17 protein-coding genes are annotated in these 21,374 nt (G+C 65.1%); 10 read left to right on the forward strand and 7 right to left on the reverse strand.

Annotated elements, in window-relative coordinates; genetic code table 11:
- Nucleotides 1-70: 70 nt before the first annotated feature.
- The 3 genes from WHZ77_RS15560 to WHZ77_RS15570 are packed head-to-tail and all read right to left on the reverse strand — an operon-like array spanning nucleotide 71 to nucleotide 3,446.
- Nucleotides 71-1,384 (reverse strand): class I SAM-dependent methyltransferase, encoded by a 1,314-nt coding sequence (locus WHZ77_RS15560; RefSeq protein ID WP_375314413.1) that lies wholly within the window; start codon nucleotides 1,382-1,384, stop codon nucleotides 71-73.
- Entirely contained in the window at nucleotides 1,279-2,106 is an 828-nt protein-coding gene (locus WHZ77_RS15565; RefSeq protein WP_375314414.1) for a DUF1365 domain-containing protein, read from the reverse strand. Before WHZ77_RS15565 ends, WHZ77_RS15560 begins: the two co-directional genes overlap by 106 nt.
- Entirely contained in the window at nucleotides 2,103-3,446 is a 1,344-nt protein-coding gene (locus WHZ77_RS15570) for an NAD(P)/FAD-dependent oxidoreductase (protein ID WP_375314415.1), read from the reverse strand. Before WHZ77_RS15570 ends, WHZ77_RS15565 begins: the two co-directional genes overlap by 4 nt.
- Nucleotides 3,447-3,640: 194 nt before the next feature.
- Between WHZ77_RS15570 and WHZ77_RS15575 the strand changes: the two genes are divergently transcribed.
- Together WHZ77_RS15575 and WHZ77_RS15580 are read left to right on the forward strand one after the other, a co-directional pair.
- Nucleotides 3,641-4,453, forward strand: coding sequence for a DUF1295 domain-containing protein (locus WHZ77_RS15575; RefSeq protein ID WP_375314416.1), 813 nt, complete (start codon nucleotides 3,641-3,643; stop codon nucleotides 4,451-4,453).
- A gap of 1 nt (nucleotide 4,454) precedes the next feature.
- Complete coding sequence (locus WHZ77_RS15580; protein ID WP_375314417.1) at nucleotides 4,455-5,489, forward strand: SAM-dependent methyltransferase; 1,035 nt, start codon at nucleotides 4,455-4,457, stop codon at nucleotides 5,487-5,489.
- Nucleotides 5,490-5,493: 4 nt separating this feature from the next.
- Here the strand turns inward: WHZ77_RS15580 and WHZ77_RS15585 are convergent, their stop codons facing one another.
- Both WHZ77_RS15585 and WHZ77_RS15590 read right to left on the reverse strand, forming a co-directional pair.
- The gene (locus tag WHZ77_RS15585; RefSeq protein WP_375314418.1) at nucleotides 5,494-5,898 is read right to left on the reverse strand and encodes a DUF2177 family protein; all 405 of its coding nucleotides are present in this window, start codon (nucleotides 5,896-5,898) and stop codon (nucleotides 5,494-5,496) included.
- A gap of 151 nt (nucleotides 5,899-6,049) precedes the next feature.
- Nucleotides 6,050-7,456, reverse strand: a complete 1,407-nt coding sequence (locus tag WHZ77_RS15590; protein WP_375314419.1) for a PLP-dependent aminotransferase family protein — start codon at nucleotides 7,454-7,456, stop codon at nucleotides 6,050-6,052.
- A 94-nt stretch (nucleotides 7,457-7,550) separates the two neighbouring features.
- Between WHZ77_RS15590 and WHZ77_RS15595 the strand changes: the two genes are divergently transcribed.
- Entirely contained in the window at nucleotides 7,551-8,012 is a 462-nt protein-coding gene (locus WHZ77_RS15595; protein ID WP_375314420.1) for a carboxymuconolactone decarboxylase family protein, read from the forward strand.
- A gap of 42 nt (nucleotides 8,013-8,054) precedes the next feature.
- A complete protein-coding gene (locus tag WHZ77_RS15600) occupies nucleotides 8,055-8,693 on the forward strand; it encodes an HD domain-containing protein (RefSeq protein ID WP_375314421.1) in 639 nt (212 codons plus the stop codon).
- Between the two features lie 12 nt (nucleotides 8,694-8,705).
- Here WHZ77_RS15600 and WHZ77_RS15605 read toward each other — a convergent pair whose 3' ends face one another.
- Together WHZ77_RS15605 and WHZ77_RS15610 are read right to left on the reverse strand one after the other, a co-directional pair.
- On the reverse strand, nucleotides 8,706-10,046 hold the full coding sequence (locus WHZ77_RS15605; protein WP_375314422.1) for an MFS transporter: 1,341 nt from the start codon (nucleotides 10,044-10,046) through the stop codon (nucleotides 8,706-8,708).
- 156 nt (nucleotides 10,047-10,202) lie between these two features.
- Entirely contained in the window at nucleotides 10,203-10,523 is a 321-nt protein-coding gene (locus WHZ77_RS15610; protein ID WP_375314731.1) for a DUF3551 domain-containing protein, read from the reverse strand.
- Between the two features lie 254 nt (nucleotides 10,524-10,777).
- On the opposite strand from WHZ77_RS15610, the gene WHZ77_RS15615 reads away from it, so the two are divergent.
- The 6 genes from WHZ77_RS15615 to tsf all read left to right on the forward strand — a co-directional run bounded on the left by WHZ77_RS15615 (nucleotide 10,778) and on the right by tsf (nucleotide 21,364).
- The gene (locus WHZ77_RS15615; protein ID WP_375314423.1) at nucleotides 10,778-11,497 is read left to right on the forward strand and encodes an outer membrane protein; all 720 of its coding nucleotides are present in this window, start codon (nucleotides 10,778-10,780) and stop codon (nucleotides 11,495-11,497) included.
- A gap of 499 nt (nucleotides 11,498-11,996) precedes the next feature.
- Nucleotides 11,997-15,500, forward strand: coding sequence for a DNA polymerase III subunit alpha (gene dnaE, locus WHZ77_RS15620; RefSeq protein ID WP_375314424.1), 3,504 nt, complete (start codon nucleotides 11,997-11,999; stop codon nucleotides 15,498-15,500).
- A 127-nt stretch (nucleotides 15,501-15,627) separates the two neighbouring features.
- Nucleotides 15,628-16,368: a carbonic anhydrase gene (locus WHZ77_RS15625; RefSeq protein WP_375314425.1), complete on the forward strand. Its 741-nt coding sequence runs from the start codon at nucleotides 15,628-15,630 to the stop codon at nucleotides 16,366-16,368.
- 222 nt (nucleotides 16,369-16,590) lie between these two features.
- A complete protein-coding gene (locus tag WHZ77_RS15630; protein ID WP_375314426.1) occupies nucleotides 16,591-19,104 on the forward strand; it encodes a caspase family protein in 2,514 nt (837 codons plus the stop codon).
- A gap of 207 nt (nucleotides 19,105-19,311) precedes the next feature.
- On the forward strand, nucleotides 19,312-20,307 hold the full coding sequence (locus WHZ77_RS15635; RefSeq protein WP_375314427.1) for a 30S ribosomal protein S2: 996 nt from the start codon (nucleotides 19,312-19,314) through the stop codon (nucleotides 20,305-20,307).
- 133 nt (nucleotides 20,308-20,440) lie between these two features.
- On the forward strand, nucleotides 20,441-21,364 hold the full coding sequence (gene tsf, locus WHZ77_RS15640; RefSeq protein WP_015685823.1) for a translation elongation factor Ts: 924 nt from the start codon (nucleotides 20,441-20,443) through the stop codon (nucleotides 21,362-21,364).
- Nucleotides 21,365-21,374: the final 10 nt, after the last annotated feature.

The following is a 21,374-nucleotide window of genomic DNA, read 5'->3' on the forward strand; positions in this document are numbered from 1 at the left end:
GGCGAACTCATGTGAACCTATGCGGAATCGCCCGCCGGTGCCGGAGGAGGCGAAGAGCGTCTGAGACTGATCACCGCGTCAGCTTGAAGATGCTGACGTCGATGGCGCTGTGTCGAAACCCGGTTTCGCAATATGCCAGATAGTATTCCCACATTCGGCGAAACCTCGTGTCGAAGCCGAGGGACTCGATCTCAGGCCAGGCTCCCAGGAAACGATCGCGCCAGTCGCGAAGTGTGCGGGCGTAGCTCAGACCGAAGGACTCTCGATCCGTCACCGTGAGCATGGCGTTGGCGGCATGTTCCTCCACGATCTCGGCGGTCGGCAGCATGCCGCCCGGGAAGATGTGGCGTTGAATGAAGTCCGGACACGCGCGATAGGCATCGAAGCGCGACGGTGCGATCGTGATGATCTGGAGCACGGCAACCCCGCCTTTGACGAGGCTCGACCGCAGCTTTTCGAAATAGAGCGGCCAGTAGCGTTCGCCGACAGCCTCGAACATCTCGATCGAGACGATTCGATCGAAACGTCCGACGATGTCGCGATAGTCCTGGAAGAGAAAGGCGGCCTTGCCGGCCTCGATTTCCGCCGCCAGGCGCTTGCGCGCGTAGTCCAGCTGCGACCTCGAGAGGGTGACGCCGGTGACCGCGGCATCGTAGCCGCGAATGATGTGCTCGGCGAGAGATCCCCAGCCGCAGCCGATCTCGAGAACCCGCTCTCCGCCTTTGAGACCGAGGTAGCGGGAAACCCGCTCGAGCTTGTTTCGCTGTGCGGCTTCCAGCGAAAGCTCCGAGTCATAGATCGCGGAGGAATAGTTCATGCCCTGATCGAGCCAATGGCGGTAGAACTCGTTGCCAAGGTCATAGTGGGCCGCGATGTTCTTCTTGCTGCCGGTCCGGGTGTTTTCGTTGGCGCGGTGCCGAAGCCAATCAAGCAAGCGAGCCGGGCGAGAGCTCGCGACGCCGGCAAAGGCCGTCTCGTTTCGAATGAGGAAGTCCAGCACGCTGACAAGGTTGTTGGTCGACCAGTCGCCCGCAATATAGCCATCGGAGAAGCCGGCCTCGCCGGTTAGCCCGATGCGCCGCAGGGCGCGCCAGCGATGCACCGTGATGGTGACGTCGGTACCCAAATCCCGCCTGCCCAAATCGAGATGCTGGCCATTCGGCAGAGTAAGCCGCAAATGGCCCGACTGAACCCGTGGGAGCAGCCGTTCAAACATCCAGGTGGCGAGCCGTGAGGGCCCGGAGGCGGCTTCGGAGGACATCAAGGAGGAATCGGACCTCAAGGTTGTATACCTCGACTGTTGACGACTTCTGCCGCGCCGTGCGCGGCCTGCTGACGTGCATGGAAGCGAAAGCCCTTCAGCACCATCCGCAACGCATGCCAATGAATGCCCGCGATGACTTTCATGGTCAGCAACGGGTGGCTGGCAAAAGCCTTCAGGAGGAAACCGTCGGTCAATTCGTGACGGGCTCCGGAAAGCGATGCGGCGATGATGGTCTTGTCGTTCTCCTTGCCGTGGATGGAAATCTCCACCTGCGCGGCCGGGGGCCGGACACGAAATCCGTAGGACATGTCCATGCCGAGAAACGGCGAGACGTAGAACCCCTTGGCGCAATGCTGCTCGACGATATCCGACGCGGCGCCTTGTACCGGGTCTTGAACGGCTCCTTGGACCGTCCTTTTTTGGACCGGCATCACATAGCTGTGCCGCTCGCCGAAGGTATTGTGGACCTCGTAGATGATCGCTTCGAGCGAGCCGTCCTGCCTGCTGCAAAAATAGACGCTCAGCGGGTTGAAGCCATAGCCGAGGATGCGGGGCATGCAGAGCAGCTTGATGACGAGCTGGTCAGCCTGGCATCCGGCCTGCCGCAGGAGGGCCCTGGCCTGCTTCAGAAGCGGCAGGTCACTGCCATCGCCATGGTCTGAATCGTGGAAGCTGGTGAGATTGAACCGGTTCCGGGAAAAGAAGGTCAGCTTTTTCGAGAGGCTTTCGACTTCGCTCAGATCGAGCAGAATCCAGAACACCCGGTAGCGCAGACGATGCGCCCGGGGCAGAAAGCGGCGGTGAACAACCTGGCCAGTATATAGGCACGAAGAAGACGTCATGCGGCAAGTCGCCCGCTCTGATGACAGCTCGCATCGTCAATGTAGATGCGGCCGGACTCGTTTTCAACACGCCATGGTCGCCTGACGCCGCCGAGTGTTTCGGCAACGGCGAGCCCGGACTGGAGCCCGTCCTCGTGGAAGCCGGCGCCGAAATAGGAGCCGCAGAACCACAGGCGATCCCGGCCTTGCAGGGACCACAAGCGGCGCTGTGCGCTCATTGCCTCGGCATCGAAAATCGGGTGCTCGTAGCATTCCTCGTGCAAGACCTGCCTGGGCTCGACCAGGGGATTGAGCGTCACGAACAAATTCTGCGCGGTCGGCAGGTGCTGCAGCGCGTTCATCCAGTAGGTCACGGTTGGACTGTCCGCGGTGCCTCGGCCCCCGATGTAGTTCCAGCTCGCCCAGGCCGCCTTGCGCTGCGGCATCAGCACCGGATCGCTATGGAGGACGGCGCGGTTCTGGCTGTAGCGGAATGCCCCGAGCAGGCTCCGCTCCTCTGCGGTGGGCTCGTCCAGCAGCGCAAGCGCCTGGTCGGCATGCGCCGCGATCACCACCTCGTCGAAATGGTCCACATGGCCGCCGCAATCCCTGACCTCGACGCCATCCGGGCGCCTGCGGATCGCCGTGACGCCCCGGGCAAGACGGATGCGGTCCCTGAAGCGATGCGTCAACGCATCGACGTAAGTCCGGCTGCCGCCGACGACCGTCCGCCATTGCGGCCGGTTGCGCAGGCGCAGCAGGCCATGATTGTCGTGAAAGCGAATGAAGGAAGCGGCAGGATATTGCAGCATCAGGCTCGGCGACGACGACCAGATCGCGGCCGCCATCGGCAACAGATGGTCGCTGCGGAAGACCTCGCCGTAAGTGCCGGCATCGAGATACTGCTCCAGGGAGGACAGGTCGTCGAGGGACGACAGATCCCGCGGCGCTTCGCGATAGAAGCGCCAGAGATCGCCAAGCATCGACCAGAACCGCGGGCGGAACACATTGCTGCGTTGCGCGAACAGCCCGTTCAGGCTGCTTCCCGAATATTCCAGTTCGCCCTCTTCGAGGGAGACGGCGAACGACATCTCGGAAGGATGCGTCGGCACATCGAGATGGGCGAACAGCGCCGTGAGATTGGGATAGGTCTTCTCGTTGTAGACAATGAACCCGGTATCGACCGCGACCGTTCCATCAGGCGTGCTGACCTCGACGGTGTTGGAATGACCGCCGAGCCGGCCGTCTTGTTCATAGACCGTCACGTCATGCTTCTGGCTCAGGAGCCACGCCACGGACATTCCGGAGATACCGGTTCCAACGACCGCGATCCGCTTCCGCGGTCCGATTTCACCCTGCATCTGCCCCGTCCTCGTGGTTACCTGCGTCCGATCGCCGATCTTTACGTCCAGAGACAGATACGGATGAGAAGCGGCTTTGGATCAGGTCGATCCGCGATGATCCAAAGCCGGTCTGCATGCGTATCAAGTTGTATGCAAACCACCAGTGTAGCGGGCAGGGCCGGGCCCCGATCACCACGAGCCAAGGGGCCTCAATGACGGCTTCCACATTTATACTCGGTCTCGCCTCCGTATCGGCCGCACTCTCCGTCGTCATGGCCTTTGCCTGGCTGGTCTGGTGCGCGTCGCGAAATTCCGGGTGGGTCGATACCATCTGGACGTTCGGGCTTGGCTTCGTCGGCTTTGCCGGCGCCTTCACGGCCAGGCCGATGCATTTTCACAGCGTCCTCGTCGCGGCGATGGCGGCGATCTGGGCGCTTCGGCTCGGATCCCACATCGCGCGCCGCACCCGGGGCATCACCGACGATCCGCGCTATGCCAGGCTCATTCGCGACTGGGGTGTGGACGCATCATCGAACATGTTCCGGCTGTTGCAGAAGCAGGCGATCGTCAGCATTCCCCTCGCGCTGTCGATGTGGCTGGCCGCAAATGCGCCGGGGCCGGTGCCTCCGGCGCAAACCGCGATCGCGATCCTGATTTTCGTCGTGGCCGTCGGAGGCGAAGGGATCGCCGACGAGCAACTCCGCCGGTTTCGCCATGACGCGGCGCGCAAGGGGAGGATTTGCGACGTCGGGCTATGGAGGTGGTCGCGTCATCCCAACTACTTCTTCGAATGGCTCGGCTGGCTTGCCTATCCTGTCCTCGCCATCGACCTCGGCGGGCACGCCCCCTGGGGCTACGTCGCGCTAGCGGCGCCGCTCTGCATGTACTGGTTGCTGGTCTATGTCTCAGGCATTCCGCCGCTGGAGGAGCACATGCTGGCGGCTCGCGGCGATGCGTTCCGGAGATACCAGATGAGCACGAACGTCTTCTTTCCATGGCCGCCAAAGATAACCGCGGGAGGCTAGCTTGACGCTCACCGAGACGGCGATCCATTTGGGCGAAACGCTCCCCTGGCCCGATCGTGTCAGCGCGGCGGTAATCGGCCGCCTGGTCGAGCGCACCCGGCGCAGCCTGGCGCAATCCCGCAGCGGTTCGGATGCCGGCTTCGCACGTGCGATCGCAGCGTTGCCGATTGCGATCAACACCGCCGAGGCCAACACCCAGCATTACGAGATCCCGGCGCGGTTCTTCGAGATGATCCTCGGTCCGCAGCGCAAATACTCCTGCTGCTTCTATGCCGACGATCGCGATACGCTGGCGCTGGCCGAAGAGCGCGCGCTGGAGCTCACCGCCGGGCACGCGAGACTGGCGGACGGGCAGGATATTCTCGAACTGGGATGCGGCTGGGGTTCGTTGTCGTTGTGGATGGCGCGGCGCTATCCGCGCTCACGCATCACGTCGGTCTCGAATTCGGCGTCGCAGCGCGACTTCATCCTTCGCCGGGCCGATGCGGCGAACCTGCGCAATCTCTCCGTCATCACCGCCGACATGAACGAATTCGTGCCGGAGGGGCGTTTCGATCGGGTGGTCTCCGTGGAGATGTTCGAGCACATGGTCAATTGGCGGCCGCTGCTGACGCGCATGCGCGCCGCGTTGCGCCCCGAGGGCCAGCTATTCCTGCACATCTTCACCCACAAGTCCGGCTCGTACCGGTTCTCGCCTGAGAACCGGGCGGACTGGATCGCGCAGCATTTCTTCACCGGCGGCATCATGCCGAGCCAAGGGCTGATCCGGCAGTTTGGCGATATCTTCGGCGTCGATGAGGAGTGGCAGTGGAACGGCCGGCACTATGAGAAGACAGCGAGGGACTGGCTTGCCAATTTCGACCGAAATCGCACGGAGATCTTCGACGTGCTGAGACAGGTCTACGGCAAGGACGCGCGCCTCTGGCAGCGGCGATGGCGGCTGTTCTTTCTCGCCACGGCCGGCCTGTTCGGTCACGCCGGCGGCGAGGAGTGGGGTGTCAGCCACTACCTGCTGTCGCCATCACCTTCCGCTTGAGGCGTCAGGCGTTCGAAATGGCGCGAACCACGAGAAGACCGACGAAGGCAGCAAGAGCGGAAGCCGCTGCGCCATAGACGATGTCGAGCACGGTGAGCTGGAGCGTCCAATTGCGCAGAGTTGCGTAATTGGTCAGGTCGTAGGTGGCGTAGGCGATGGCGCCGAAAAGCGCGCCAGATCCGATGACCGTGGCAGGAGAGCCGGATTTCAATCCGGGCAGGACGGCGAAGGCGAGCAGTCCCACCGGATAGATCAGATAGAACGCTATCGCCGGGCCAATGCGGAGATCGGTCAGCAGAATGTCTCCAAGCGTCGGCTTGTAGAGGCGAGGCCCCATCAAGCTGAGCCAGATGGCGTCGACCGCGGCAAAAGGTATCAGCACGGCGATGTAACCGATCAAATAGGGCATCAGGCGCTCCGGGACTGCTTTCTATAGCGTATACGGCTGTCGGCGGCCGGTGGATCATTGTTGCCGGCGCGGTGGTATCGCTGGCCGGACCTATGGCGGCCGCGAAGGCCGGATTTGCGCCGGGGTTGGCCGTTGCTCGCGAAAAAAACCTTCAGGTATGGCGGCTGATGATCTGAAAGAGTCTGTCGCAGGACGCCTCGATCTTCTTTTGCGGGGATGTCGCGACGCCCAGCAACAGTCCCGACTGCGCCGAAGCTTTCGATGCATACCAGAGCGAGAGAGGAGTGGGCGCCAGTCCGAACGATGCAGCCTCCCGCGCGATGGCGAGATCGGGCGCTCCGCCCGCCAGGCGCAGGACTGCCGCCAATCCGGACAGCGCAACATTCGCGGTACGGGCGCGAAGTTGTTTCAGCAGCGCATCGCCTTGCGCCGCATAGACCCGCTTGGTCCGACGGAGATGCCGCAGGTAATGGCCGTCGCGCATGAAATCGGCGGTCGCGAGCTGCACCGCAGGTCCGGGCGCCGGCGCGAGGCATGCGGCGGCTTCGGCAAATCGCGCCGCCAGAGCGGCGGGTGCAACGACGAAGCCGAGCCGCAGGGCAGGCGTTACCGTTTTGCTAAAGGAGCCGATGTGAATGACGCAGCCGGCGCGATCGAGCGAGGCTAGAGCCGGCGTGGCCCGACCCTTGATTTGAAGCTCGCTCAGATAATCATCTTCGATCACCCAGGTCTTGCTTTGGGCAGCCCAGTCGATCAGGCGTACGCGTCTTGCCAACGACAACGTCGATCCCAGGGGCGCCTGCTGTCCTGGCGTGACGACGACCAGCGCCGCGTCGGGCGTATGTTTCAAGCCGTAATCGACATCGATGCCGTCCACGTCGACTGGGATTGGCGCGATCGACAATCCCGCAAGCTGGAGGCCGTGACGGGTGAAGGGAAAGCCGGGATCCTCTACCCACGCCTTCTTCTGCTCGAGGCGGAGAACACGGAGTGCCAGGCCGAGGCCGCCGCTGAATCCGCTGGTGATGATGATCTGCGACGGCGCGCATTCGATCCCGCGTGCCAGCGCAAGGTAGGCGGCGATCTCGCGTCGCAACGCCGACTCGCCGCGCGGGTCGGGGTAAATCGCGGGCGCGCTGGTTTCGACGCGGACCGCCTGCGCGCGGATTCGCGCGAGCAATTTGGCGGGAAAGGTCTCCTGTGCCGGAACGCCCATCTGGAAGATCGCCGGCCCCGCCGTGAGCTCCTGGTACATCTCCATGAACGAGCCGGGGGGCGGGGCATTGTCCCGCCGGACAGGGAACGACGGCCGGTCCGCGACATGCGTTCCGGCCGCGCGCGCGGCGACGATCAGCTGGGCGGAGGAGAGCTTTTCATAGGCAGCGCGCACGGTCCCGCGCGCGACGCCGAGCTGGGCCGCCAGATCCTGCCAGGATGGCAGCCGTGCGCCCGGGGTGAGCACGCCGCTCTCGATGGCGGCCCTGATGCCCCTGTGGATCTGTTCGGTCAGCGGCGTCTTTGCAGATCGATCGAGCTTCAATCCCAGCGGCTTGGCCATAAGGCATGGTACACGATTTTCGTGCGTTCTTGGTCCTTTTTTGTGAACCATGGCGGGGGCACCTAAGGGGCACTGACCATCAAGGAGCAGGACAATGACCAGGCGTCTCGACTACGACCACATCGCACCGGCAGGCGTAAAAGCGTTAGGCGGAGTCTACGGCTACATCATGCAGAGCAGCCTTTCCGCGACTCTGCTCAACCTCGTTTATCTGCGCGTCTCGCAGATCAACAACTGCGCCTATTGCCTCGACATGCACATGCGCGATCTGATCAGGAGTGGAGTGAAGGTCGAGAAGCTCGCGCTGCTGCAGGCCTGGGCGGAGGCCGGCAATCTGTTCGATGCCCGCGAGCGCGCCGCGCTCGCATGGGCCGAGACAGTGACCCGCGTCGCCGATACCGGCGTGCCGGAGCAGGCCTACGAGGCTGCCCGCGCGGTCTTCGATGAGCGCGAACTCGTCGATCTCACCATCGCGATCGGCCTGATGAACACCTACAATCGCATGGCGATCAGCTTCCGTAAAACGCCGCAAGCCGCCATCGAGAAGGCGGCCTGATTGCGACCGGCATGGGCTGCAACAGAGAGCAGGAGCCTGAAAATGATGAGCGTGATATCGGGCGTCAAAATCCCCGACAGCAAGCTGGCGGGAGAGGCAACCGAGCTGGTACACGGTTACGAAGACGAGATGCTGTTCAACCACTCGGTTCGCGTCTACGTGTTCGGCGCGATGAAGGGGCTGCGGCAAAAGCTGAAATTCGATTCCGAGCTGCTCTATGTCGCGGCGCTGTTTCACGATCTCGGTCTCGTCGATCACTACCATTCGCAGACAAGGCGGTTCGAGGTCGACGGCGCGGACGCAGCGCGCGACTTTCTCCGGGCACATGGCATCGCCGATCCGCAAGCCGATCTGGTGTGGGAAGCGATCGCGCTCCACACGACGCCTGGCATCCCGCAATATATGCGGCCGGAGATCGCGCTCACCAATGCGGGCGTTCTCGTGGATGTCGTCGGCGTCGGATACGACGACTACACGCCGGAGCAGCGCGACCAGGTGATCACGGCGTTTCCGCGCGGTGATTTCAAGAACGAGTTCTTGAAGGTGCAGACCTGCTCAGCGCTGAAGAAGCCCCAGACGACGTTCGGGACGGTCAATTTCGATTACATCGAAGATCGCGATCCCGGCTTCCGCAAGCCGAACGCGTGCACGCGCATCCGCAATACACCCTGGCACAGCTGAGCCGTCGAGCCGTCAGGCCACCGGATGCCTGGCGGCGTCCGAACGGTTTTGGTCCGCTGGCGCCAGCGGCGGCGCCGGTCTTGCGGGCGCGCTCTTCAGTGGAGCAGCATGGGCCGCCTTGGCCGAAGCCGATCCGCTGTCGCGCCAGGCGACGATCCAGATCAGGAAGCCGAGCAGCGCCAGCCCGGCGCCGACCGGACCGGTGGAGGTCCAGCCCAGCCCCTCGCGAATGGCGAGGCCGCCCAGGAACGGGCCGAGCGCATTGGCGGTGTTGAAGGCTGAATGGTTCAGCGCCGCTGCGAGCGCCTGCGCATCGCCGGCGACGTCCATCAGCCGGGTCTGCAGGATGGCGCCGAGCGAGACGCTGGCGCCGATGGCAAAGATGTCGGCCGCCAGCAGCCACGGATTATGGGCCGCCAGCGGAAACACCAGCAGAGCGACCGCGGCAAACAGCAGGATGGCGCCCGCCGTCGGCATCAAGGCGCGGTCCGCAAAGCGCGGCACGAACAGATTGCCGAGCGTGGCGCCGACGCCGAAGATGGCGAGAAAGAACGGAATCACCGCGGCGCTGACCCTGGTGACCTCGATCAGTGTCGTCGCCAGATAAGTGTAGACCGCGAACATGCCGCCGAAGCCGATGGCGCCGATGCCGAGCGTGAGCCAGACGCGGCCGCTTCGGAGCGCGCCGAGCTCACGCAGCGGATCCGACCTGCCGGCCCGGTCGCGCGGCGCGAACAGCGCGCAAAGCATCACCGTGAGCAACGCCAGCACCGAGACGAGGCCGAAGCTCGCGCGCCAGCCGACCGCCTGACCGATCAGATTGGCCAGGGGCACGCCGATGATGGTGGCGCCGGTCAAGCCGAGCATGACCTGGCCGATCGCCCGCGAGCGCCGGTCAAAGGGAACGAGCGAGGCTGCGACCAAAGCCGCGATGCCGAAATAGGCGCCGTGCGGCAGCCCCGAGAGGAAGCGGGCCGCGATCATCCAGCCGAACCCGGGCGCAAGCGCGGTGAGCGCGTTGCCGAGCGCGAACACGATCATCAGGACCAGCAATTGCGTCCGGCGGGCAAAGCGCGCACCGAGCACGGCGATCAGCGGCGCGCCCAGCACCACGCCGAGCGCGTAGGCACTGATCGCGTGTCCCGCGGTCGGCTCGTCGATTCCGAGGTCGGCTGCGAAAAACGGCAGCAGGCTCATCGATGCGAATTCGGTGGTTCCGATCGCAAAGCCGCCCATCGCGAGCGAGAACAGCACGATGGCGAGGTGAGGGGGAGCCGATGGCGCGCTTGCGCGGGGCCAGCTCACTTGAGGTGAGGTCACTTGAGGTGAGGTCGCTTGAGGCGAGGTCGTCATGTGTCCTGCATTGGTGGCGTCAACTGGAACCAGCCCAGCGAACGTCGCCACCCCTGCAAGCTTTCTCCGTCGTGCTTAAAGCGGGATCAGCCGGCGTCAACACCGGAGCACCCTTGCGAGGCAGGCTGCATATCAGCGTCCCGAGCGCAGCGCATCTCAGCGCGGCAGGTAGTAGCCCGGTGAAAAGCCCGGCACCTGTGCGCGCGGACGATTCTGATAGGCGTAGGGATCATCGCTCTGGCCGGCGAAATAGGGATTCGCGATGCAGGTGAGCGCGCGGCCCGAGGAGCTCGCCTGACACTGCGCATACGTGTCGAATGTGCAGTTGCTCAGCCCCGGCCATTCATCGCCGGTGAGGCAGAATGCGTGATGCGTTCCGAAGGCGCGTGCCGGCGTGCTCTCACTCACCGCGAATCCAAATGTGGCGATTGCGAGCGAAAATGTGGCGACAATGGGGAGAGCAATTCGTCCACGCATTTCGATTCTCCAATCACGGAATTGTGCGTGCGTCAGTGTGTACGCGCGCATGCAGTTTAATTCGTGTAGTCGACGATGGAACTCATGAAGACTCTTGTTTCGAAGGGTTTCCTGCGCGCGCTGCTAAACATCCATTAACGCAGCGTCGGCCTTTGGCTGGGACTGTTGCGTCGCGGTTACAGCAATTCCGTCAATCACTGTTATGACCACGCCACGGCCCGGGGGCCTACTGAAGAAACTGGAACGGGATTCAAATGAACAAGAATTTGTTGCTTGCCGCTGTCAGCCTCGTTGCGCTCAGCGCGACTGCGCCGGCGCTGGCGGCTGACCTCGCTGCGCGGCCTTACACCAAGGCGCCGGCGATGGTCGCCACGATCTATGACTGGAGCGGCTTCTACATCGGCATCAACGGCGGCGGCGGTTCGTCGCACGCGACCTGGGATTTCGTTGGCGTCGGCCGTGAAGGTTCGCACGACGCAACGGGCGGCACGGTCGGTGGCCAGGTCGGCTATCGCTGGCAGTCGGGCCAGTGGGTGTTCGGCGTCGAAGGCCAGGGCAACTGGGCCGACTTCTCGGGCGACAACACCAGCGCGCTGTTCGCCACCCGTAACCGCACCAAGATCGATGCTTTCGGTCTGATCACCGGCCAGGTCGGCTACGCCTGGAACAACGTCCTGATCTACGTCAAGGGCGGTGCCGCCGTGGTCAGCGACAAGTACGAGATCTCCAGCACGGCCGGTGCGCTGCTCGCTTCGACCAGCGATACCCGTTGGGGTGGCACGGTCGGTGCCGGCCTCGAGTACGGCTTCGCCCCGAACTGGTCGGTTGGCGTCGAGTACAATCACATCTTCCTGTCCGACAAGGACGTGACCTTTGCTGGCTTCGCCGGCACGGAGCGCATCCGTCAGGACGTCGACATGGGCCTCGTCCGCCTGAACTACAAGTTCGGTGGCCCGCTCGTCGCCCGCTACTAAGACACGCCGCTTCGCAAGAAGCGATTGTCGAAAGCCCCGGCCTTGCGCCGGGGCTTTTTTATTATGTGAATTCAGCAAGTTAACCATTTCATTTTGAGATGGTGGAGACGGCTTGACTCCCGAGAACGAAATGAGAACAATGTTCTGCATCCGTTCTGGTGATGGAGTAAGCCATGTTCAAGATTTTCGTGGAAGAAGCCGCCGCACTCGCCTCGATCTCGTTGTTCGTCGGGATGATCGCAATCTGGGCGCAGGTGATTCCGCAGCTCTAGGGCGGCAATCCTATAAGCCGGCGCCCTGGACCCCGACTCAGGCCCTTCACGGCGCGGGCCTGGGGAAAAGCGGGACGACGTGGCCGATCGGCCGCTCGGGCGTGGACTCTGAAGCAGTGACGCCCCACCATTGGCAGGCGAGTCGGCCGGGCGGGTGCAGAATGCTCTCAGGATCCCCTGGAGCCGGCGACCGCTCCATCTCATCTGCAAGAGGCCGTCACGCGACCATGCCGAGCGCCGGATTTGTCCACCTTCACGTTCACTCGGCCTATTCGCTGCTCAAGGGCTCGATCAAGATCGGCAAGCTCGCTGAGCTTGCAAAGAAGGATCATCAGCCGGCCCTGGCGCTGACCGATACCGACAACATGTTCGGCGCGCTGGAGTTCTCCGACAAGATGGCGGGCTCCGGCATCCAGCCGATCGTCGGCTGCGAGCTCGCGATCGATTTCGGCGACCAGGATCCCAGCGCGCGTAACGCGCTTCCGCCCTCCCGCGTGGTGCTGCTGGCGGCGCAGGAGCGCGGCTATCGCAGCCTGATGCGGTTGAACTCGCGGGCGTTCCTCGAATCGCCAGACAGCCACGCTCCGTTCATCAAATTCGATTGGATGGAAGGCGAGACCGAAGGCCTGATCGTGCTGACGGGCGGCCCTGACGGGCCGATCTCGCTGGCGCTGTCGGCGGGACACGCCGAGCTTGCCGCCGTGCGCTGCGAGCGCCTGGCAAATCTGTTCGGCGATCGCCTCTACGTCGAATTGCAGCGCCACAACATCGACAGGGAGCGGCGCGTCGAAAGCGGCCTGATCGACATCGCCTACGCCAAAGGCCTGCCGCTGGTTGCCACCAACGAGCCGTATTTCGCCGCGACCGACGATTACGAGGCGCATGACGCGCTGCTGTGTATCGCCGGCGGGCGGCTGATCGCCGAGACCGATCGCGTGCAGCTCACGCCCGATCACCGCTTCAAGACCCGCGCCGAGATGGCGGTACTGTTCGCCGACATTCCGGAGGCGCTGGCCTCGACGGTGGAGATCGCCGAGCGCTGCTCGTTCCGACCGATGACGCGCAAGCCGATCCTGCCGTTCTTCACTGTCGGCGCCGCCGCAAGCTCGGATGCCGCATCGGTCGAGGCGGCCGAATTGAAGCGGCAGGCGGAGGAGGGGCTTGCCAACCGCCTGCGCGTGCACGGCCTGTCGCAGGGGACGACGGACGAGGACTACAGCAAGCGCCTGGCGTTTGAGCTCGACGTCATCATGCGCATGAAGTACGCGGGCTACTTCCTGATCGTGTCGGACTTCATCAAATGGGCGAAGGGCCAGGGCATTCCGGTCGGGCCGGGCCGCGGCTCCGGCGCAGGCTCGCTGGTGGCCTGGGCGCTGACCATCACCGATCTCGATCCGATCAAGTTCGGCCTGCTATTCGAGCGCTTCCTCAATCCGGAACGCGTCTCGATGCCGGACTTCGACATCGACTTCTGCCAGGACCGCCGCGGCGAGGTGATCAAGTACGTGCAGGAGCGCTACGGCCGCGATCAGGTCGCGCAGATCATCACCTTCGGAACGCTGCAGGCGCGTGGCGTGCTGCGCGACGTCGGTCGCGTGCTGCAAATGCCCTACGGCCAGGTCGACAAGCTGACCAAGCTGGTGCCGCAGAATCCCGCCGCACCGGTGACGCTGGCGGCCGCGATCGAGAGCGAGCCGAAGCTTCAGGCGTTTCGCGACGAAGATCCGGTAGTTGCGCGTGCCTTCGACATCGCGCAGCGCCTCGAAGGCCTGACCCGCCATGCCTCGACGCACGCGGCCGGCATCGTGATCGGCGATCGCCCCTTGAGCGAACTCGTGCCGATGTACCGCGATCCCAAGTCGGATATGCCGGTGACCCAGTTCAACATGAAATGGGTCGAGCCGGCGGGCCTCGTGAAGTTCGACTTCCTCGGCCTGAAGACGCTGACCGTGCTCGACGTCGCGATCAAGCTGCTCAAGCCGCGCGACATCCACGTCGATCTCGCCACGCTGCCGATCGACGATGCCGAGAGCTACCAGATGCTGGCGCGCGGCGACGTGGTCGGCGTGTTCCAGGTTGAAAGCCAGGGCATGCGGCGCGCGCTGATCGACATGCGCCCCGACCGTTTCGAGGACATCATCGCGCTGGTCGCGCTGTATCGCCCGGGCCCGATGGCGAACATCCCGACCTATTGCGCGCGCAAGCACGGCGACGAGGAGCCGGAATATCTCCACCCCGTGCTGGAGCAGATTCTCAAGGAGACCTTCGGCGTAATCATCTACCAGGAACAGGTGATGCAGATCGCGCAGGTAATGTCGGGCTATTCGCTCGGCGACGCCGACCTGTTGCGCCGCGCCATGGGCAAGAAGATCCGCGCCGAGATGGACAAGCAGCGCGACATCTTCGTCGCGGGCGCGGTGAAGAACGGCGTGCCAAAGGCGCAGGCCGAGACCATCTTCGAGTTGCTCGCCAAATTCGCCGACTACGGCTTCAACAAGAGCCACGCGGCGGCCTATGCGCTGGTGTCCTACCACACCGCCTACATGAAGGCGCATTATCCGGTCGAGTTCATCGCGGCGTCGATGACGCTGGATCTGAACAATACCGACAAGCTCTCCGAATTTCGTGCCGAGGCGCAGCGCCTCGGCATCAAGGTCGAGCCGCCGAACATCAACCGGTCGGGCGCGACCTTCGAGGTCGGCGACAAGACCATCTACTATGCGCTCGCCGCACTGAAGGGCGTCGGCATCCAGGCCATCGACCAGATCATCGAGGAGCGGACCAGGCGGGGACTGTTCACCTCGCTCGCCGACTTCGCCGCGCGGGTCAATCCGCGTGCGATCAACAAGCGCATCATCGAGAGTCTCGCGGCCGCCGGCGCCTTCGACACGCTGGAGCCGAATCGCGCCCGCGTGTTCGCCGGTGCGGACGCCGTGCTCGCCGCCTGTCAGCGCTCCCATGAAGCGGCGACCGTCGGGCAGAACGACATGTTCGGCGGCGCCGCCGACGCGCCGACGATCATGCTGCCGCAGGTCGAGCCGTGGCTGCCGGCCGAGAAACTTCGCCGCGAATACGACGCTGTCGGCTTCTTCCTCTCCGGCCACCCGCTCGACGATTACGCCACCGTGCTGAAGCGGCTGCGGGTGCAGAGCTGGGCCGAATTCTCGCGGGCGGTGAAGACCGGCGCGACCGCCGGCAAGGTCGCCGCCACCGTGGTGTCGCGCATGGAGCGGCGCACCAAGACCGGCAACAAGATGGGCATCATGGGCCTGTCCGATCCGACCGGCCATTTCGAGGCGGTGCTGTTCTCCGAAGGCCTCGCGCAATATCGCGACGTGCTGGAGCCCGGCGCCGCCGTGCTGCTCCAGCTCGGTGCCGAGCTTCAGGGTGAGGACGTCCGAGCCCGCGTGCTGCACGCCGAGCCGCTGGATGACGCCGCCGCCAAGACGCAGAAGGGCCTGCGCATCTTCGTGCGCGATACCAAGCCGCTGGACTCCATCGCCGAGCGATTGGCCGGACCCGACATCGCGGCCTCAAACGGCGCCGCGCCAAAGACCGCCAGTCCCGGTCTCGCGCCGCGCTCCAACGGCGATGGCGAGGTCTCGCTGGTGATGATGCTCGACCTCGAGACCGAGGTGGAGATGAAGCTGCCCGGCCGCTTCAAGGTCTCGCCGCAGATCGCGGGTGCGATCAAGGCGGTCGCGGGCGTCGTGGACGTGCAGCAGCTCTGACGTTGCCTGCACCGCCGCAAACGAAAGCTTAACTATCAAGCTCATGGCTGGTTTCGAAGTCTGTCGAGCGCAGCTATGAGTTGTCTTCCTGATATCCGGTTCGGCGGAAGCCAAGGAGATAACAACCATGTGCGACAAATGCTCCGAAAATCTGCATCAACCTGTTGCTCCTTCGCGGCGCTCCGTGATGTTTTTTGCCACCTCGGCGCTCGGGCTGGCGCTTGGCGGGACCGCGTTGGCAAAAGAGGCGAAGGCACCGCCCAAGCCGCAGAACGTGCTGTCGCCCGATGCCGCGCTCAAGCGGCTGATGGAGGGCAATGCGCGCTACGTGTCGGGCGTTTCGCGCCGCCACGACTTCACGCATGAGCGCGAGGCTCTGGTCGGCGGGCAAAATCCGTATGCTGCCGTTTTGAGCTGCGCCGATTCCCGCATCGCGCCGGAATATGCCTTCGACACCGGTCGCGGCGATCTCTTCGTCTGCCGAGTCGCCGGAAACTTTGCCGGGGAGGAAACCGTCGCGAGCATGGAATACACCGTCGCGGTGCTCGGCACGCCTTTGATCATGGTGCTTGGCCATGACAGTTGTGGCGCCGTCGACGCGACCATCAAGTCGCTGAAGGACGACAAGCCGCTGCCGGGGCACATCCCCTCGCTCGTTTCCGCGATCGCGCCTGCGGTGAAGGCGGCTGCCCAGCAAAGCGGAAATGCGCTGGACAACGCCATCCGTCAGAATGTCATCGACAACGTCGCCAAGCTCAAATCAGCCGCTCCCATCCTCAATGCGGCGGTCGAGCAGGGCAAGCTCAAGGTGCTCGGCGGCATCTATCGATTGAGGACAGGAACCGTCGAGCTGCTTGCCCAGGCCTGAGCCCGGCGTCCGGAGCACCGGGCCACGTGATCTGGCCTCTTTCCCACGGAGGCCGGTCATCCGGCTGTTTTCAAATGCGATCGTCCTGAATCTGCCGGGGCGTGCTCGTGTCGAGCGCGCCATCCCGCCGCCTCAATCCCAGCCTTTCGTTCAAGCGCCGTTCAGCTGGCCGGGCGTCTGATGCGCGGTGGCACCTCAACAACGGAAGCGGGCAAGCAAGCCATGCGTGGGACGCTCACAGTTTTCATCTGCCTTCTCCTGCCGATCGTCGCCCTTGCCGCGGGCGCGCCGGATCAGGCACGCGCGCAGCAACAGGAAAAGCGCATCGCGCTCGTGGTCGGAAACGGCGCCTATGCCAAGTCGCCGCTGGCGACGACCGCGAACGATGCCGGCCTGATCGCACAGACATTGCAGGCGGCCGGGTTCGACGTCGTCGGCGCACGCGATCTCGACGGCGACACGATGCGCAAGAGTTTTCGCGATTTCATCCAGAAGGCGCAGGCCTCGGGACCCGGCACGGTCGCGATGGTCTATCTGGCCGGATACGGCGTACAGCTTGCCGGCGAGAACTATTTCATCCCGGTCGATTCCAACATCACCCGCGACACCGATGTTCCGACCGAAGGCCTGCGCGTCAGCGACTATCTGCGTCAGCTCGCTGCCATTCCGCTCAAGGCCAACATCGTCGTGCTCGACGCCGCGCGGGCGCAACCCTTCATCGAGGGCGGCCAGCAGATTGCGAGCGGGCTGGCGCTGGTCGAGCCTGATCCGAACATGCTGATCGCCTTCAATGCTGCGCCGGGCACCGTGGCGCCGGAGGAGCCCGGGCCTTACGGCATCTATGCGCAGTCGCTCGCGGAGATGATCCGCACCGGCGGCCTGCCGCTGCCCGAGGTGTTCGATCGCCTGCGCCTGCGCGTCAACGAGGCCAGCAAGGGCGCGCAGGTGCCGTGGAACGAGCAGAAGATATCCGCGCCATTCTCGTTCTTCGAGCGTGGACCCGACGCCCCGCCGCCGCAGACCGCGCCGGACCAGGTCGCGGCGACCCGTAACAAGCCTATTCGCGATCTCGGTGCGCAGGATGCCTACGCGGCCGTGCTCGAGCGTGACACGCTGCCGGCCTATGAGGAGTTTCTCGCGGCCTATCCGAATGACCCGATGTCGAAGCGTGTGATGGCGATCGTCGCGGCGCGCCGCGAGGCGATCACCTGGCGGCGGACCTATCGTACCGACACGCCGGAGGCCTATTGGTCCTATCTGCGCCGCTATCCGCGTGGGCCCCATGCAGGCGATGCGCGCCGGCGCCTCGCGATCCTGACCGCGCCCGTCGAGCCGCCGCCGAGCTTTGCGATGATCGACTATGACGTGCCGCCTCCGCCGCCGGAGGAGATCGTCTATGTCGACCGTCCGGTGCTGCTGTTCGGCGATCCCGTGTTCGGCTTCGCGCCACCACCGCCTCCGCCGGTCTATTATCTGCCGCCGCCGCCGCCGGATTTCGTCGTGCTCGAGCCGCCGCTGCCGGTGGTCGGCCTGTTCGTGCTGCCCCAGCCGATGTTCGTGCCGATTCCCGTGTTCGTCAGGCCGCCGCTCTATGTTGCGCCGCCGCCGAACAACATCATCTACCAGAACATCCACAACACCACGGTCATCAACACCGTGATCAACCGGCCGCCGCTGCCGCCGCCGCCGGGCGTGGGGCCAGGACCGGCAGGACCCGGACCCGGAGCGGGACCTGGCAATCTCGCGCCGGCGGTTGCCGGCCGCGCCAACACGGTCGGTCCAGCCGTGCCGCAGGCGGTCGCGCAGCGCGCGGCGCTGATCCAGCAGGGCAAGGCGCCGATGCCGCCGAGCGCGATGATGCAGCCGACGGCAAGGCCCGGGGCACCGCCGGTGACGCCGGCCAATGTCGCACCAAATGCAGGACCGGGGGCGGGACCGGGTGCCGTCCCGAATGCTGTCCCTAGCGCGGCGCCGACCGCTGCGCCGCAGACCAGGCTGCCCCAGGCCAACACGCTGCCGGTTCCCGGGACCCATGGCGGCCCGCCGGCGCCGCCAGCGGGGGCAGGGCCTCTGCCTGGCGGTCGGCCCGCGCCGACGGCGAATTTACCCGGCGGGCCGCCGCATCCGGGTGCACCCACCACTGCAGCGCCCGGCACGACACCGCCCGGCCGCCCCGGTGTGCCAACGGCTGCCGCTCCGGCGACGGCTGCGCCCACCGCGACAAACCCGGCCGTTGCACCGGGCCAGCTGCCGAAGCCGCCAGTGCCCGCTGCGGGCGCGCCGCCCAGCGGCATCGCGGGACGGCCGGTCACCCCGCCGCCCTCGGCAGCGCGCGAGCCAGTCAGGCCACAAAATCTGCCGTCGGCAGCTCCAGCTCAGGCGTCCCGGCCATCCCCACCGCCACCATCGCGGCCTCAGGCCGTGGCGAGGCCGACCGCTCCGCCGCCGCAGATGACCCGGCCGGCACCGCCGCCGCATGTGGCGTCGCCTCCGCCGGTCCGGGCGGCTCCGCCCGTGGCGGTCGCACGGCCTGCGCCGCCACCGATGGCGCGGCCCGCGCCCCCGCCACCAATGGCCCGGCCCGCACCGCCGCCGCCGCCGGTCGCCCGGCCGGCACCGCCACCGCCGCCCCGGATGGCTGTTGCGCCCCCGCCGCGCCCGGCGCCACCTCCGCCGCGTCCCGCGGCGCCGCCGCCGGCTGCAAAGAAATGCCCGCCGAACCAGCCGAGGTGCTAGCGGAGGGCGGCAATCGTGGAATGGGCCTTCGGCGGGCGAAAACCGCCCCTGAAGGCCCTTATTTCCTTGCTTCTGGCCGGAATGGCGCTATACAGCGCGCCATCTCACACGGAAACATGGCTCACAAGGCCGTCCGGTGGCAGCCGGGGCGAGAACGCTCCGTTTTGCTCACACGTTTCCGGAGGAACCAACCGGAGAATTAGAACGATGGCACTACCCGATTTCACTATGCGTCAGCTGCTCGAAGCTGGCGTGCACTTTGGTCACCAGTCTCACCGCTGGAATCCGAAAATGGCTCCGTTCATTTTCGGCGCTCGCAACAATATCCACATCGTCGACCTCGCGCAGACCGTGCCGCTGCTGCACACCGCCTTGCAGGCGGTGAGCGACACCGTCGCCAAGGGCGGCCGCATCCTGTTCGTCGGCACCAAGCGCCAGGCGCAGGACGGCGTCGCGGACGCTGCCAAGCGCTGCGCGCAGTATTTCGTCAATTCGCGCTGGCTCGGCGGCACGCTGACCAACTGGAAGACGATCTCGGCCTCGATCAAGCGCCTGCGTCACCTCGACGAGGTGCTGGCGGGCGGCGAAGCCAATTCCTACACGAAGAAGGAGCGCCTGACGCTTCAGCGCGAGCGCGACAAGCTCGACCGCTCGCTCGGCGGCATCAAGGACATGGGCGGTCTGCCCGACCTGATCTTCGTGATCGACACCAACAAGGAAGACATCGCGATCCAGGAAGCCCAGCGGCTCAACATCCCGGTCGCCGCGATCGTCGACACCAATTCGGATCCGAAGGGCATCACCTATGTGGTGCCGGGCAATGACGACGCCGGCCGCGCCATCTCGCTGTATTGCGACCTGATCGCCCGTGCGGCGATCGACGGCATCTCGCGCGCCCAGGGTGATTCGGGCATCGACATCGGTGCCTCGACCCGTCCGCTCGCCGAAGAGCTGCCGGCCGCTTCCTCGAGCGGCTTCCAGGGCCTTGCGGGTCCCCGCGGAACCGCCGACGACCTGAAGAAGCTCCCGGGCGTCTCGGGCGCGATCGAGAAGAAGTTCAACGACCTCGGTATCTTCCACTTCTGGCAGCTCGCCGAGCTCGACCACGATACCGCGCACAAGATCGGCGAAGAAGTCGGTCTGCCGAGCCGCGCGGACGCCTGGGTCGCCAAAGCCAAGGCGCTGACCGCGGAAGCGGAATAGTCAAAAAGAGCGATGGGTTGGCCGGATAAGCTCCGGCCACCATTTCAGTTGACGCGAATTCCTGAGATGGACCGCGGCGGGGCAATTTGATGCCACGCCGCGGCAAACCGGCAGGCAAAAAGGATTTTCAACGATGGCAACGATCACAGCTGCGATGGTCAAGGACCTGCGCGAGTCGACCGGCGCGGGGATGATGGACTGCAAGGCCGCGCTCACCGAGACCGCTGGCGACATGGAAGCGGCGCAGGACTGGCTCCGCAAGAAGGGCCTGTCCAAGGCTGCCAAGAAGTCGGGCCGCGTCGCGGCCGAGGGCCTGATCGGCGCGCTCACCAAGGGCAACAAGGGCGTCGTGGTCGAGGTCAACTCCGAGACCGACTTCGTCGCGCGCAACGGTCAGTTCCAGGGCCTCGTCAAGATGATCGCCCAGGTCGCCTTCGACGTCGGCGCCGATGTCGAGAAGATCAAGGCCGCCAAAGTCGGCGACGTCACGGTGGAAGCCGCGATCAACGATGCGATCGCCACCATCGGCGAGAACATGTCGCTGCGCCGCGCAGCTGCCCTCGAAGTGAGCCAGGGCGTGGTGTCGAGCTACGTCCACGGCGCGGTCGTCGAGGGCGCCGGCAAGATGGGCGTGATCGTCGCGCTGGAATCGCCCGGCAAGGCCGACGAGCTCGCTACGCTCGGCCGCCAGATCGCGATGCATATCGCCGCCACCAACCCGCTCGCGCTCGATCCGACCGGCCTCGATCCGGCGGTCGTGAAGCGCGAGAAGGACGTGCTCGCCGACAAATATCGCCAGCAGGGCAAGCCGGAGAACGTGATCGAGAAGATCGTCGAGTCCGGCCTCAAGACCTACTACAAGGAAGTCTGCCTGCTCGAGCAGGCCTTCATCCACGACACCGGCAAGTCGGTGGCGCAGGCGGTGAAGGAAGCCGAAGGCAAGGTCGGCGGCGCCATCAAGATCGCGGGCTTTGTGCGCTATGCTCTCGGCGAGGGAATCGAGAAGCAGGAAAGCGACTTCGCAGCCGAGGTCGCGGCGGCCAGCGGCAAGAAGTAAGCGCCGGAAC

Source organism: Bradyrhizobium sp. A5 (assembly GCF_042076515.1).
Classification (GTDB): Bacteria; Pseudomonadota; Alphaproteobacteria; order Rhizobiales; family Xanthobacteraceae; genus Bradyrhizobium; species Bradyrhizobium cosmicum.